This is a genomic window from Streptomyces sp. NPDC056527 (assembly GCF_042794475.1).
Classification (GTDB): domain Bacteria; phylum Actinomycetota; class Actinomycetes; order Streptomycetales; family Streptomycetaceae; genus Streptomyces.
Genome location: NZ_JBHTTQ010000021.1, coordinates 29,691 through 42,583 on the forward strand (window position 1 = coordinate 29,691; position 12,893 = coordinate 42,583).

The 12,893-nt window shown below is 72.7% G+C and carries 11 protein-coding genes; 4 read left to right on the forward strand and 7 right to left on the reverse strand.

The genetic code is table 11. The features are described 5' to 3' along the window. Positions 1-3 precede the first annotated feature (3 nt). The 4 genes from iolD to iolC all read right to left on the reverse strand — a co-directional run bounded on the left by iolD (position 4) and on the right by iolC (position 5,097). Complete coding sequence (iolD, locus tag ACFQ7Q_RS13885; RefSeq protein WP_383553831.1) at positions 4-1,872, reverse strand: 3D-(3,5/4)-trihydroxycyclohexane-1,2-dione acylhydrolase (decyclizing); 1,869 nt, start codon at positions 1,870-1,872, stop codon at positions 4-6. Further along, entirely contained in the window at positions 1,869-2,675 is an 807-nt protein-coding gene (gene iolB, locus ACFQ7Q_RS13890; RefSeq protein ID WP_383553833.1) for a 5-deoxy-glucuronate isomerase, read from the reverse strand. Before iolB ends, iolD begins: the two co-directional genes overlap by 4 nt. Next, positions 2,672-3,604 carry a deoxyribose-phosphate aldolase gene (locus tag ACFQ7Q_RS13895; protein WP_383553835.1) on the reverse strand — a complete coding sequence of 311 codons (933 nt, stop codon included), beginning with the start codon at positions 3,602-3,604 and terminating at the stop codon, positions 2,672-2,674. Before ACFQ7Q_RS13895 ends, iolB begins: the two co-directional genes overlap by 4 nt. Before the next feature lie 545 nt (positions 3,605-4,149). After that, complete coding sequence (gene iolC, locus ACFQ7Q_RS13900; RefSeq protein WP_383553938.1) at positions 4,150-5,097, reverse strand: 5-dehydro-2-deoxygluconokinase; 948 nt, start codon at positions 5,095-5,097, stop codon at positions 4,150-4,152. A gap of 158 nt (positions 5,098-5,255) precedes the next feature. Here iolC and ACFQ7Q_RS13905 point away from each other — a divergent pair, with 158 nt between their 5' ends. Together ACFQ7Q_RS13905 and ACFQ7Q_RS13910 are read left to right on the forward strand one after the other, a co-directional pair. Then, positions 5,256-6,164 carry a sugar phosphate isomerase/epimerase family protein gene (locus tag ACFQ7Q_RS13905; RefSeq protein WP_383553837.1) on the forward strand — a complete coding sequence of 303 codons (909 nt, stop codon included), beginning with the start codon at positions 5,256-5,258 and terminating at the stop codon, positions 6,162-6,164. Between the two features lie 261 nt (positions 6,165-6,425). Then, positions 6,426-6,623, forward strand: a complete 198-nt coding sequence (locus ACFQ7Q_RS13910) for a helix-turn-helix transcriptional regulator (protein WP_383553839.1) — start codon at positions 6,426-6,428, stop codon at positions 6,621-6,623. 366 nt (positions 6,624-6,989) lie between these two features. Here ACFQ7Q_RS13910 and ACFQ7Q_RS13915 read toward each other — a convergent pair whose 3' ends face one another. Together ACFQ7Q_RS13915 and ACFQ7Q_RS13920 are read right to left on the reverse strand one after the other, a co-directional pair. Continuing rightward, positions 6,990-8,045, reverse strand: a complete 1,056-nt coding sequence (locus tag ACFQ7Q_RS13915; protein ID WP_383553842.1) for a zinc-dependent alcohol dehydrogenase family protein — start codon at positions 8,043-8,045, stop codon at positions 6,990-6,992. 42 nt (positions 8,046-8,087) lie between these two features. Next, positions 8,088-10,394, reverse strand: a complete 2,307-nt coding sequence (locus tag ACFQ7Q_RS13920; protein ID WP_383553845.1) for an MMPL family transporter — start codon at positions 10,392-10,394, stop codon at positions 8,088-8,090. A gap of 162 nt (positions 10,395-10,556) precedes the next feature. Between ACFQ7Q_RS13920 and ACFQ7Q_RS13925 the strand changes: the two genes are divergently transcribed. Beyond that, complete coding sequence (locus tag ACFQ7Q_RS13925; protein ID WP_383553848.1) at positions 10,557-11,219, forward strand: TetR/AcrR family transcriptional regulator; 663 nt, start codon at positions 10,557-10,559, stop codon at positions 11,217-11,219. On the opposite strand, the gene ACFQ7Q_RS13930 is transcribed toward ACFQ7Q_RS13925, so the two are convergent. Further along, positions 11,197-12,411 (reverse strand): cation:proton antiporter, encoded by a 1,215-nt coding sequence (locus ACFQ7Q_RS13930; RefSeq protein ID WP_383553851.1) that lies wholly within the window; start codon positions 12,409-12,411, stop codon positions 11,197-11,199. The genes ACFQ7Q_RS13925 and ACFQ7Q_RS13930 overlap by 23 nt on opposite strands. Before the next feature lie 146 nt (positions 12,412-12,557). Here ACFQ7Q_RS13930 and ACFQ7Q_RS13935 point away from each other — a divergent pair, with 146 nt between their 5' ends. Next, positions 12,558-12,791, forward strand: a complete 234-nt coding sequence (locus tag ACFQ7Q_RS13935) for a heavy-metal-associated domain-containing protein (RefSeq protein ID WP_383553853.1) — start codon at positions 12,558-12,560, stop codon at positions 12,789-12,791. Positions 12,792-12,893 lie beyond the last annotated feature (102 nt).

Below are 12,893 nucleotides of genomic sequence, written 5' to 3' on the forward strand. Positions count from 1 at the left end.
CCTTCAGAGATGGCGGCGTCGGGCGGTGACGTGCCGGTCGTACTCCTCCCGGGCCTTGACCGCCGACGGGCGGGTCGAGGTCTCGGCCACGGGCACATCCCACCATGCCTGGGCGGGGGGCGCGCCCGACACTGTGTCTGCCGTTTCGGTCTCCACATAGACACATGTGGGAACGGTCGACGTCCGCGCGTCGGCGAGGGCTTCCCGCAGGTCACGTACGGTGCGGGCGGTCAGCACCCGCATCCCGAGGGAGGCCGCGTTGGCGGCCAGGTCGACGGGGAGCGGCGCGCCGGTGAACCGCCCGTCCTGGTCCCGGAAGCGGTACGCGGTGCCGTACCGCTCGCCGCCGACGGACTCGGAGAGCCCGCCGATGGAGGCGTACCCGTGGTTCTGCAGGATGACCACCTTGATGGGGAGTCCCTGCTGCACGGCGGTGACGATTTCGGTTGGATTCATCAGATACGTACCGTCTCCGACGAGCGCCCAGACCGGCCGCCCGGGCGCGGCGAGCGTGACCCCGATCGCCGCCGGGATCTCGTAGCCCATGCACGAGTACCCGTACTCGACGTGGTACTGGTCGGTCGACCGGGCCCGCCAGAGCTTGTGGAGATCGCCGGGGAGCGAGCCGGCCGCGTTGATCAGGATGTCGTCCTCGGTGACCAGAGTGTCGAGGACGCCGAGGACCTGCGGCTGGGTCGGCCGGGCATCCTCGTCCGGAACGGCGTAGGCGCCGGTGACGCGGGCCTCCCAGCGGAGCTTCTCCTCCGCGTACTCGTGCACGTAGTGCTGGGTGACATGGTGCGGATCGAGCAGGGCGTGGAGGCCCTCCAGTCCCTCGCGGGCGTCCGCGACCAGCGGCAGCGCGGCCATCTTGTGCGAGTCGAAGGCCGCGATGTTGAGGTTGACGAAGCGCACGTCCGGGTGGCTGAACAAGGTGCCGGAGGCGGTGGTGAAGTCGGTCCAGCGGGTGCCGACCCCGATCACCACGTCGGCCGTGCGTGCCAGGTGGTCGGCGACGGCGGTTCCGGTGTGGCCGACGGCGCCGACGTCCTGCGGGTGGTCGTGGCGCAGAGCGCCCTTGCCGGCCTGGGTGGAGGCGACCGGGATGCCGGTCAGGGAGGCGAAGGTGCCGAGCGCCTCCTCGGCGCCGCTGTACTTGACCCCACCGCCCACGACGATCAGCGGACGGGCCGCCCGGCCGATCGCCGCGACCGCCGCCTCCAGCTCGGCGTCGTCCGGCACCGGCCGGCGCACGCGCCAGACCCGCTCGGCGAAGAAGCCCTCGGGCCAGTCGTACGCCTCCGCCTGGACGTCCTGCGGCAGCGCGAGCGTGACCGCGCCGGTCTCGACGGGGTCGGTGAGGACCCGAACGGCGGCGAGCGCGGCCGGGATCAGCGCCTCGGGGCGGGTGATCCGGTCGAAGTACTTCGACACCGGCCGCAGGCAGTCGTTGACCGACACCTCGCCCGCGTACGGGACTTCGAGCTGCTGGAGGACGGGGTCGGCGGGGCGGGTGGCGAAACCGTCGCCGGGCAGGAGCAGGACGGGCAGCCGGTTGATCGTGGCGAGCGCGGCGCCGGTGACGAGGTTGGTGGCACCGGGACCGATCGAGGTGGTCACGGCGTGCGTGGAGAGCCGGTTCGACTGGCGCGCGTATCCGACGGCCGCGTGCACCATGGCCTGTTCGCTGCGCCCCTGGTGGTACGGCATCTCCTCGCTGTACTCGACGAGAGCCTGGCCGATCCCGGCGACGTTCCCGTGGCCGAAGATACCCCAGGTCGCGGCGATCAACCGATGCCGTTCGCCGTCGCGTTCGGTGTACTGCGCGGCGAGGAACCGCACCAGGGCCTGCGCGACGGTCAGCGTGCTCACTTGTACCCCTCCGAGTGGTCGGGGTGGAAGCGGATCTTCCACTCCCTCTCCGGTCCTGGTCCCGCCATCACGTTCAGGTAGTACATGGCGTGGGACGGCTGGGCGATCGACGGGCCGTGCCAGCCGTCGGGCACGAGGACGGCGTCACCACTGCGGACCTCGGCGAGGAGGTCGGCGCCACCGGGCCGGGAGGGGGAGATCCGCTGATAGCCGAGGCCGCCGCCGGCGATCTCGTAGTAGTAGATCTCCTCCAGCTCGGACTCGGAGCCGGGGCGGTGGCGGTCGTGCTTGTGGGGCGGGTAGGAGGACCAGTTACCGCCGGGGGTGATCACCTCGACGGCGATGAGCCGGTCGGCGTCGAAGACGTCCGCCGCGGCGAAGTTCCGTACCTCGCGGGCCTGGTTGCCGCTGCCGCGTGCCTCGACGGGTACCTCCGGCGCGGGGCCGTAGCGAGCGGGGAGTCGTCGCTCGCACTTCGCTCCTGCCAAAGCGAAGCGGCCTCCTGCGCCGGAGGCGATCTGGACCCGGGCGTCGCGGGGCACGTACGCGAAGTCGGACACTCCGCCGAACACGCTCTCGCGGCCCAGGAGTTGAAGCTCCCGGCCGTCGACGTGCACCGTACAGCCGCCGGTCAGCGGAAGCACGATCCACTCGCTGTCCCCGGTGTCCAGGAGGTGGGTGTCTCCCGGGCCCAGTTCGAGGACGCGCAGTGCGGAGTATCCCCACCCGGCCCGGTCGGGGTCGATATGGAGGGCGTACGGCCCGTGGGAGGCGGTCCCGGCGGGCAGATGGAGAGAGGTCATGGGTGGTGCGTACCCCTTCCTACCGCGTCGTGCAGCAGGCTCGCAGCGGTATCGACGGCTCCGGCCACATCTCCGTCCGGGGGATAGAGCAGCGAACGACCGACGACGAGCCCCCGGACGGTGGGCAGGCGGAGCGCGCCGCGCCATTTCTCGTAAGCGAGTTCCTGCGCGTCCGGGCCGGGCCCGGGGTCTCCGCCGAGGAGGACGGCGGGCAGGGTGGTGGTCTCCATGACGCGGGCCATGTCGTCGGGGTGCTCGGTGACCGGGACCTTGAGCCAGGTGTAGGCGGAGGTGCCGCCGAGGCCGGAGGCGATGGCGAGGGAGGTGATGACGGCCTCGGCGGAGAGGTCGGTGTGGAGGTGGCCTTCGCGGTCGCGGCGGCAGAGGAAGGGTTCGACGAAGACGGGCAGCCGCAGGCCGGCCATCTCGTCGACGGCGCGGGCGGCGGAGTGGAGGGTGGAGAGCGAGCCGGGGTCCTCGGGGTCGATCCGCAGGAGGAGCTTTCCGGCGTCGAAGCCGAGCCGGGCGAGGTCCTGGGGGCGGTGACCGGTGAAGCGGTCGTCGAGCTCGAACGCGGCCCCGGCGAGACCGCCCCTGTTCATGGAGCCGACGGCGAGGCGGCCGTCCAGGGCGCCGAGGAGGAGCAGGTCGTCGAGGATGTCGGCGGAGGCGAGGACACCGTCGACCCCGGGGCGGGAGAGCGCGAGGCGGAGCCGGGCGAGCAGATCGGCCCGGTCGGCCATGGCGTACGGCCGGCCCCCGACGGCCAGCGCCCCGCGGGCGGGATGGTCGGCGGCGACGATCAGCAGCCGATCGCTCCCCTGGAACAACCCCCGCGTCCGCCGCTTCGCGGCCGCCTCGGCAACGGCCTCGGGATGGTGCGCCCGCAAGGCGACGATCCGCTCGACGTCGACGGCCTCCAGCCCCACGCCGGGAACACCGGCCCCACTCCGCGCGAGCCGCCGAGGCGGCGCGGGGTGCGCGGCACGACGAAGGGCCTCGGTCGGGGCGGAGGCGTCCGCGTCGTCGGCCCGCGGCGCCCGATACGGAACGGCACCCCCGGGCGCAGGGGCTGGGGCCGGGGCTGGCGCAGGGGGCGGCGGGGCGGGGGCCTGCGCTTGCGCCGGGGCCGGGGCCGAGACACGGGGCTCTCGCTCGGCGGAGGCGGAGGAGGCACCGGGCTCCGCGCCCGTCGACGGGGACGGCGCGGCGCGCCCCGGCGACCGCCCTGCCGCGACGCCTGGCCACCGGTCGGCGGGAGCCCCGGAAGCGTCGGGCTCCGCGTCCGGCGACGTGGGCGGCACGGCGCGCCCCGGCGACCGCCCTGCCGCGGTGCCGGGCCACCGGTCGGCGGGAGCCCCGGAAGCGTCGGGCTCCGTTGTCGGGTCTGTGGGGCGGGGTGTGGTGTCCGGTCTTGGGCCGCCCGCTCGGCGGTGGGCCGCGCGGGTGCGCCAGGTGTCGCCGGGGCGGCCGGTCATGGGGTGCGCTCCGGGATCGAGCCCGTGCCGGTCGCGAGGGCCTGCTCGATCTCGTCCGTGTACGGCATCGCGGGCGAGCAGGCGAGACGGCCGGCGACGATGGCACCCGCCGCGTTGGCCCAGCGGATCGTACGGTCGAGGTCCCAGCCGGCGAGCAGCCCGTGGCACAGCGCCCCGCCGAACGCGTCGCCCGCACCGAGCCCGTTGACCACCTCGACCGGCAGCGGCGGCGCCTCCGCGCTCTCGCCGTCGGCGGTCATCGCGAGCACGCCCTTGGGCCCCTGCTTGACGACCGCGAGCCGCACCCCGGCGGCGAGCAGCGCGCGGGCGGCGGCGTAGGGCTCGCGCTCCCCGGTCGCGACCTCGCACTCGTCGAGGTTGCCGACGGCGACCGTGGCCGCGCTCAGGGCCTCCCGGTAGAGCGGTCCCGCCTCGGCCGGATCCGGCCAGAGCGCCGGACGCCAGTCCAGGTCGAGAACGGTCGGATCCGTACCTCCCCGCTCCCGCAGCGCCCCCAGCGTCGCCGCCCGGCTGGGCTCGACGCTCAGCCCGGTCCCCGTCACCCAGAACGCCCGCGCCGAACGGATCGCCGCGAGGTCCAGCTCATGCGGATGGATCTCCAGATCGGGCGCCCGGGGCCGGCGGTAGAAGTGGATCGGGAAGTCGTCGGGGGGAAAGATCTCGCAGAAGGTGACCGGCGTCGGGTACTCCTCGACGGCCGTCACCCACCGGTCGTCGACACCGAACCCGCGGAGCTCCTCGTGCAGATAGGCGCCGAAGGGGTCCGCCCCGGTCCGGCTCACGAGCGCCGTCCGCCGGCCGAGCCGGGCCGCCGCCACCGCCACGTTCGCGGGGGAGCCGCCCAGGAACCTCCCGAAGGTCTCCACCCGGGCGAGCGGAACCCCGATCCGGAGCGGGTAGAGGTCCACGCCGAGTCGCCCCATCGTGATCAGCTCGTACGGCTCCGCATCCACGCGCGCCACCTCTCGCCTCGGCCCCGCACCCAGGTCTAGCCGTCCGCCCCGAACCCTGTCAACGCTATGTCCTTACATTCGGACGACCGTCTTGACGCGTCGTTCCGGGCGCGGCCAAGGTGGCTCTCATGACGAAGCCGTCGCCTCTGTCCCGTATCCGTATCGGCTCCGCCCCCGACTCCTGGGGCGTGTGGTTCGCCGATGATCCCCGGCAGGTCCCCTGGCAGCGCTTCCTCGACGAGGTCGCCGGCGCCGGTTACGAGTGGATCGAACTCGGCCCGTACGGCTACCTGCCCACCGACCCCGCGGTCCTGGCCGAGGAGACCGGCCGCCGGGGCCTGCGCGTCTCGGCCGGGACGGTCTTCACCGGGCTGCACCACGGCCCCGCCGTCTGGGACAGGACCTGGGCCCATGTCGCCGAGAACGCGGCCCTGGCCCAGGCGATGGGAGCGGAGCACCTCGTCGTCATCCCCTCCTTCTGGCGCGACGACAAGACGGGCGAGGTACTCGAGGACCGCAGACTCACCGCCGAACAGTGGCGGAATCTGACCGGTCTGACCGAGCGCCTGGGCCACGAGGTCCGTGAGCGCTACGGACTGCGCGTCGTCGTCCATCCGCATGCGGACACCCATGTCGACAGCGAGGAGAACGTGGCCCGCTTCCTGGACGCCACCGATCCCGGCCTGGTCGCGCTCTGCCTGGACACCGGGCACTACGCGTACTGCGGCGGCGACAGCGTCAAGCTGATCGAGACCTACGGAGAGCGGATCGGCTATCTCCATCTCAAGCAGGTCGATCCGGAGATCCTGGCCGGTGTCGTCGCGGACGAGGTGCCCTTCGGTCCGGCCGTGGCCCGGGGAGTGATGTGCGAGCCGCCCTCCGGTGTACCCGCCCTGGAGCCGGTCCTGGCCGCGGCCCAGGCCCTGGACGTGGAGCTGTTCGCCATCGTCGAGCAGGACATGTATCCGTGCGACCCCGACAAGCCCTATCCGATCGCGGTCCGCACCCGCCGCTTTCTGCGCTCCTGCGGGGCCTAGGCGGTGGAGCGCCCCGCGGACGGCAAGGCGCGCCGATCCGCGGACATTTGATTGTGCGTCACTTACGTCACATCCGTCCCGCTGTCGTCACACATATCTCCATTACGCGGGCTTTCCGTCACAGCCGTACGACAGCCGCTCTCCTCCCGTCACCTGGTGTCGTTCAACGGGCACAGGCTCAGTGATCGCCAGCGCTTGCCTCGGCAGCTCCCCCGAACGGCACCCCCGCCGCCGCTGCGAGGCGCGCAGGGAGGTGCCCGCATGACGGAACGACGGCTCTGGTCATACAAGGACATTGCCGCGCACATCAAGGTGCAGCCGGACACCGTGCGCTCCTACCGGAAGCACGGCCTCCTGCCGCCGCCGGATCACGTCGAGTCGGGGAAGCCGTACTGGTACGCGGACACGATCCGCGCCTGGGTCGCCAACCGCCCGGGCAACCGGAGCCGCCGCGACTGAGCTCGCGGACGGTACGAGCTCGTTACACATCTCGTGACACGAGCTTCCGGCCCCGGAGCCGCAGCTCGAGGGCCCCGGCCCCGAGGGCCGCAGAGGGCCCCGCACCCGACACCGGTGCGGGGCCCTCGCCCCGTCCGGGCACGGACGCGGTCGGGGGCACGGACGCGGTCCGGGGGACGGTCGGAGTTCGGGGGACGGCCGGGGTCCGGGGGGACTGCCGCCCGTCGGGGGACGGCCGGGGTTCGTGGAGACTGCCGCCCGTCGGGGGGACGGTCGCGGTTCAGGGGACGGCCGGGAGGGCCAAGCCCCGGCGGCGCGTCCCGGATGCGGTCGGGGACCCGTCCGGGCACGGACGCGGTCGGGCGCTCAGAGCCAGGGCCGGATGACCGTCACCCCAGACCCCGGCGCCGACCCCATCGCCGCCAGCGCGGCCGGGGCGGCCGCCAGCGGCACGGTGGAGGTGACGAGCCGGTCGGGGCGCAGGCCGCCCGTGCGGACCATCTCCATCATCGGGCCGTAGGCATGGGCGGCCATGCCGTGACTGCCCAGGATCTCCAGCTCGAGACCGATCACCCGGGCCATGGGGACGACCGGATCCCCGGCCGCCGGGGGAAGCAGTCCGACCTGGACGTGCCGGCCCCTGCGGCGCAGGCTCTCCACAGAGGCGGCGCAGGTGACCGGGGAGCCGAGCGCGTCGAGCGAGAGATGGGTGCCCCCGCCGGTCAGCGCCCGCACCGCCGCGGCCGTCCCACCGGGCGTCGACGCGAGGGCCGAGGCGTCGACGCACTCCGCCGCCCCGAACGCCCGCGCCAGCTCAAGGGCCTTCGGCGACACGTCGACGGCGACCACCCGGGCCCCGGAGGCCGCCGCGATCATCACGGCCGAGAGCCCGACGCCACCGCACCCGTGCACGGCCACGAACTCGCCCGCCGCGACCCGCCCCTGGGCGACCACCGCCCGGAACGCGGTCGCGAACCGGCACCCGAGCCCGGCCGCCGTCTCGAACGACAGCTCCTCGGGCACGGTCACCAGGTTCACGTCCGCGTGGTCGAGCGCGACGTACTCGGCGAAGGAGCCCCAGTGGGTGAAGCCGGGCTGGGTCTGGCGCTCGCAGACCTGCTGGTCCCCTGCCGCGCAGGACGGGCAGCTCCCACAGGCACAGACGAAGGGCACGGTGACCCGGTCGCCGGGCTTCCAGCCGGCGACGTCCGCCCCCACCGCCTCCACCACACCGGCGAGTTCGTGCCCCGGCACGTGCGGCAGGACGATGTCGGAGTCGTGACCCATCCAGCCGTGCCAGTCGCTGCGGCACAGCCCGGTCGCCTCGACCCGGACGACCACACCGTGGGCGGCGGGGGTGGGGTCCGGCACGTCCCGGACCTCCGCCTCCTGCCCGTACCGCTCGAACACCACTGCCTTCATGGGCCCGCCCTTCGCCGCCGCACCGGAATCCGGCCTTCCAACCTAGCCGCCGACCGACTCCTTGTCCCTGGCGTCCTCGGCGACGCCTTCCGACGCCTCCGCGCTCTCCGCCGCCGCCCCATCCGGCAGCCGCGCCTGCCCCGGCGCCTCGACCGGTGCCGGCTCCGCGCCGCCCTCGCTGATGCCGAACCTGTCGTGGAAGCGGCGCAGCGGGCCTGGGGCCCACCAGGTCAACCGCCCGGTCAGCTTCATCACGGAGGGGACGAGCAGGCTGCGCACCACCATCGCGTCCATCAGCACGGCGAGCGCGACGCCCAGACCCAGCATCTTGGTGTTGGTGACCCGGGAGGTGCCGATGGCCACCATCACGACGGCGAGGATCACGGCGGCGGCGGTGATCAGCCCGCCGGTGCGGCGCAGTCCGAACCGCACGGCATGCTCGTGGTCGCCGGTGGCGTCGTACTCCTCCTTGATCCGGGAGAGCAGGAACACGCCGTAGTCCATGGAGAGTCCGAAGGCGACGCAGAACATCAGCACCGGAAGGGTCGTCTCGATGTCACCGGTCGGCGTGAAGCCGAGCAGCCCGGACAGATGGCCGTCCTGGAAGACCCAGACGACCGCGCCGAACATCGCGGTGAGGCTGAGTGCGTTGAGGACGACTGCCTGGAGGGGGATCAGCACACTGCCGGTGAGCAGGAAGACAAGGAGCAGGGTGACGACGACGATGATCGCCGCCGCCCAGGGCAGCCGGTCGGCTATGGCGTCCTTGGAGTCGACGAGAACGGCGGCCGCTCCGGTCACCGAGGTGTCGAACGGCGCTTCCTGCGCGCGCAGTTCGCCGACGACGCTCTGGGCGGTGGACCCTACGGCTTCGCCCTCGGGCACGACCGTGAAGTACGCGTGGGTCTGCGCCCCGGCGCCGGAGGTGACCGGCCCGTCGACCCGGTCGATACCGTCGAGGACCTCGATCCGCTCGCGGTACTCGGCGTACTGCTCGGGCGTGGCCCGGCCTTCGGCGAGCACGGTGAGTCCGCTGCCCGGGCTGCCGGGGAAGCCTTCCCGCAGCTCGTCCTGGACCACTCGGGACTCGGCCGTGGCCGGCAGCTGCCGGTCGTCGGCGGTGCCGAACTTCACGTCCAGGAAGGGCAGTCCGAGGAGGACCAGCCCCGCCGTGGTGGCCACGACGAAGACCGGGGCACGGCGCATCACCAGCGCGGCCGTCCGCGCCCAGCCGGCCCCGGCCCCCTCGGCACCGGCCCCTTCGGTCGCGGGCTTCCGCCCCCGCCGGAACAGCCGCCGCAGGTCGAGCGCGTTGACCCGCTCGCCGAGCAGCAGGAGCGCGGCGGGCAGCAGGATCAGGGCGGCCGCCGCGGCGAGCAGCACCACCGCGATGCCCGCGTAGGCGAAGGAGCGCAGGAAGTACTGCGGGAAGACGAGCATCGCGGCCAGTGAGACGGCCACGGTCAGGGCGGAGAAGAGCACGGTCCGCCCGGCCGTGCGCAGAGTGGTGCCGATGGCGGTCTGCGGATCGGCGCCGGCGGCCAGCTCCTCGCGGAATCTGCGGACCACGAACAGGGCGTAGTCGATGGCGAGTCCGAGCCCGAGTGCGGTGGTGAGGTTCTGGGCGAAGACCGAGACGTCGGTGAACTCCGTGATGCCGCGCAGCACCGCGTTCGTCCCGAGGATGGCCACGATGCCGATCCCCAGCGGCAGGAGCGCGGCGACCGCGCTGCCGAAGACCATGACGAGCAGGACGAGCGTCACGGGCAGGGCGATCAGCTCGGCGCGCAGCAGGTCCTCCTGGATGACCGTCTGCATCTCGTGCCGCACGGCCAGCGGTCCGCCGACGGACACCTCGACCGGCCCGTGCGTGCCCCGGTACTCGGGGGCGATCTGCCGGAGGATCTCGCCCGCCGCCTTCTCCTCGCCCTCGATGCGGGCGGCTATCACGGCCTGTCGGCCGTCCTCGGAGCGCAGGGCGGGGGACTTGGTCCCCCAGTACGAACCGACGCCGCTCACCCCCGGCTCGGCGTCGAGCCGCTCCGCCAGCCTCCGGGCTTCGGCGGCGACTGCGGCGTCGTCGACCCCGGCCGTGCCGGCGTCGAGCAGGAGGAGCAGATTCGGCTGGGAGGCGGGGAACTCCCGCTCCAGGACCTGTGTCGCATAGGTGGATTCGGCGTCGGGGTCTTCCCAGCCGCCGCTGCCCATCCGGTCCGCGACCCCGCCACCGGCGAGGACGGCGAGTGCGGTGATCACGAGCGCGACCAGCAGCGACAGGCGTGGCCTGGCCGTCACGAACCGGGTCCACCCCCCGCCCCGGGCGGGCCCTGAATTCTTGACTTCGGCCATGACGCGGTGTCCCCTTCACCGTGACCCAGCGCTCACTTCCCGGTAGGCCGCATGGGTCGACCATTGCCATAGACTGGCAAACACGAGCGATCACTCGCGTTTCCCAAGAATGCGAGCGACCACTCGCGTTTGTCAAACGTGTTGAGGAAGCTGGGGACAGCCATGTCCGAAGAACCGAAGCCGCGCCGCCGCCAGGCCCGCGGCGAGCGCCGCATCGCGCAGCTGCTCCAGGCCGCCGCGAACGTCTTCTGCGCGAACGGGTACACGGCGACCAGCACCAATGCGATCGCCCGGGAGGCCAGCGTCTCCCCCGGCACGCTCTACCAGTACTTCCCCAACAAGGAGGCGATCGCCGTCGAGCTCGGCGACCGCCTGCTGCACCAGATGCGCGAGGCCCACGGCCAGGCCTTCACCCCGGAGAACTTCGAACTGCCGCTGCCCGAACTGCTCGACGCGGTCCTCGACCCGATGATCGAGTTCAACTGCCAGAACCCGGTCTTCCTCGCCCTGATGCACGGCTCCGAGGTTCCCGGCAGGATCGCGGAGGAGCACGACGAACTGCATGCCTCGCTGCTCGCCCGCGTCGGCGACCTGCTCGGCCACTACCTCCCCGACCTGCCGGCCGCCGATCGCGCGCGGATCTCCGACATGACCTTCGCGGTCTTCAAGGGCGGCCTCGCCCTGGTCCTCGCCGCCCCCGAGGGCCCGGAACGGAACGCCACGATCGCCGAGCTGAAGACGGCCCTCTACCGCTACCTCGACCCGGTCATCGGAGACGCGAACCTCACCGGCCCGAGCCCGGTCACCACGACTCCGACTCCGTGATCGACTCCCTCGGCGGCACCTTCCGCCCCGCGCCCGCCCTGAGCCTCAGCGCAAGGAGGGGGAAGGCGAGGACGGACACCATCCCGGCGCCCACGAGCGCCGCCGCCTCGCCGGCCGTCATCGCCTTGTCGTCGACGCCGATGGTCGTGATCGCGACGACGAGCGGCAGGGCCGTCGAGCTGTAGAGCACCAGCGCGCCTCGGTCGGTGCGGCCGAGGTCACGCGGCGCGAGGAGCAGGACCGGCCCGCCGCGCACCACCAGGAAGAGCAGCAGGAAGACCGGCAGGAGCACCAGCGTCCGCCCGCCGTCGAGCAGCGAGTCCAGGTCGAACTCGATACCGGTGACGACGAAGAAGACCGGCACCAGGAAGCCGAAGCCGACGGCCTCGACCTTCTCCAGGACGGCCGGTCCCGACTCCGGGGCGGCGCCGGTCAGGACGAGCCGGGTGATCAGACCGGCGGCGAAGGCGCCGAGGAGCACGTCGAGACCGAGGGCCTGCGAGGCCCCCAGCATCAGGGCGAGCAGCAGGAAGACGAAGCGCACCGCGAACTGGCCACTGGTGTGCAGCGTCTTGGCGATGACCCGGGAGAACCACGGCGGCCTGGGCCGCAGCGCCCAGAACACCGCCGCCGCCGTGAGCGCCGCGAAGACCGCGAGCAGCGCCGTCGACTGTCCCGGGCTGCGGCCGCTCAGGAGCAGCGCCATCGCGATGATCGGCCCGAACTCCCCCACCGCGCCGAAGGCCATCACCACCGAGCCGAACCGGCCGTGCAGTTCGCCCGCGTCCCGCAGCACCGGCAGGACCGTGCCGAGCGCGGTGCTGGTCAGCGCGACGCCGATGAAGACGCCCTCGTGGAATCCGTCGGCCAGCAGCACCCCGGCACCGAGCCCGAGCGCCAGAGCGATCACCCAGGCCCACACCGAGCGCTTGAGGGTGTCGCCACGGACCTTGCCGAACTCGATCTCGTACCCCGCGAGGAAGATCAGCATCGCGAGGCCGAGCTCCGAGAGGCCGTCGATCAGGGCGTCCGTGTGGGCCCAGCCGAGCACGTCGGGACCGATGAGGATGCCGAGCACGATCTCGAAGATGACGAGCGGCACGGGCAGGCGGCGCCCCACTCCGTAGGCCAGCAGCGGCGCCAGAACGGCGATCGCCATGATCAGGATCAGCGTGGTCCCGGATTGCGACATGTCGGGTATCTACCATGCCGGGCCCGCCCGGCCGTGATCGCTCGGGCGGCTCGGGCGGGGCGGGAGTGGATTTCATACCCCCTAGGGGTATAACCTGTGCTTCAGTACCAGCCTGAACCAGTACCGCCCTCGAAGAGGAGACCGTCATGACCGCCGAGACGAAGACCGAACTCACCACCGTCTACCAGGTCAAGGGAATGACCTGCGGGCACTGTGAGGGCGCGGTCTCCAGTGAGATCTCCGAGATCGCCGGCGTCTCCTCCGTCAAGGCCGTGGCCTCGACCGGCCAGGTCACCGTGGTCTCCGAGGCCCCGCTCGACGAGGCCGCCGTACGCGCCGCCGTCGACGAGGCCGGCTACGAGCTCGTCGACCAGGCCTGAGGCCCGAAGGCCGGGGCGCAGACCTCGGCATCCGCACCACCCCACGGCATAACCCGGCAGGGCCGTACCGTTACGACGGTACGGCCCTGCTCCCCTTTGGAA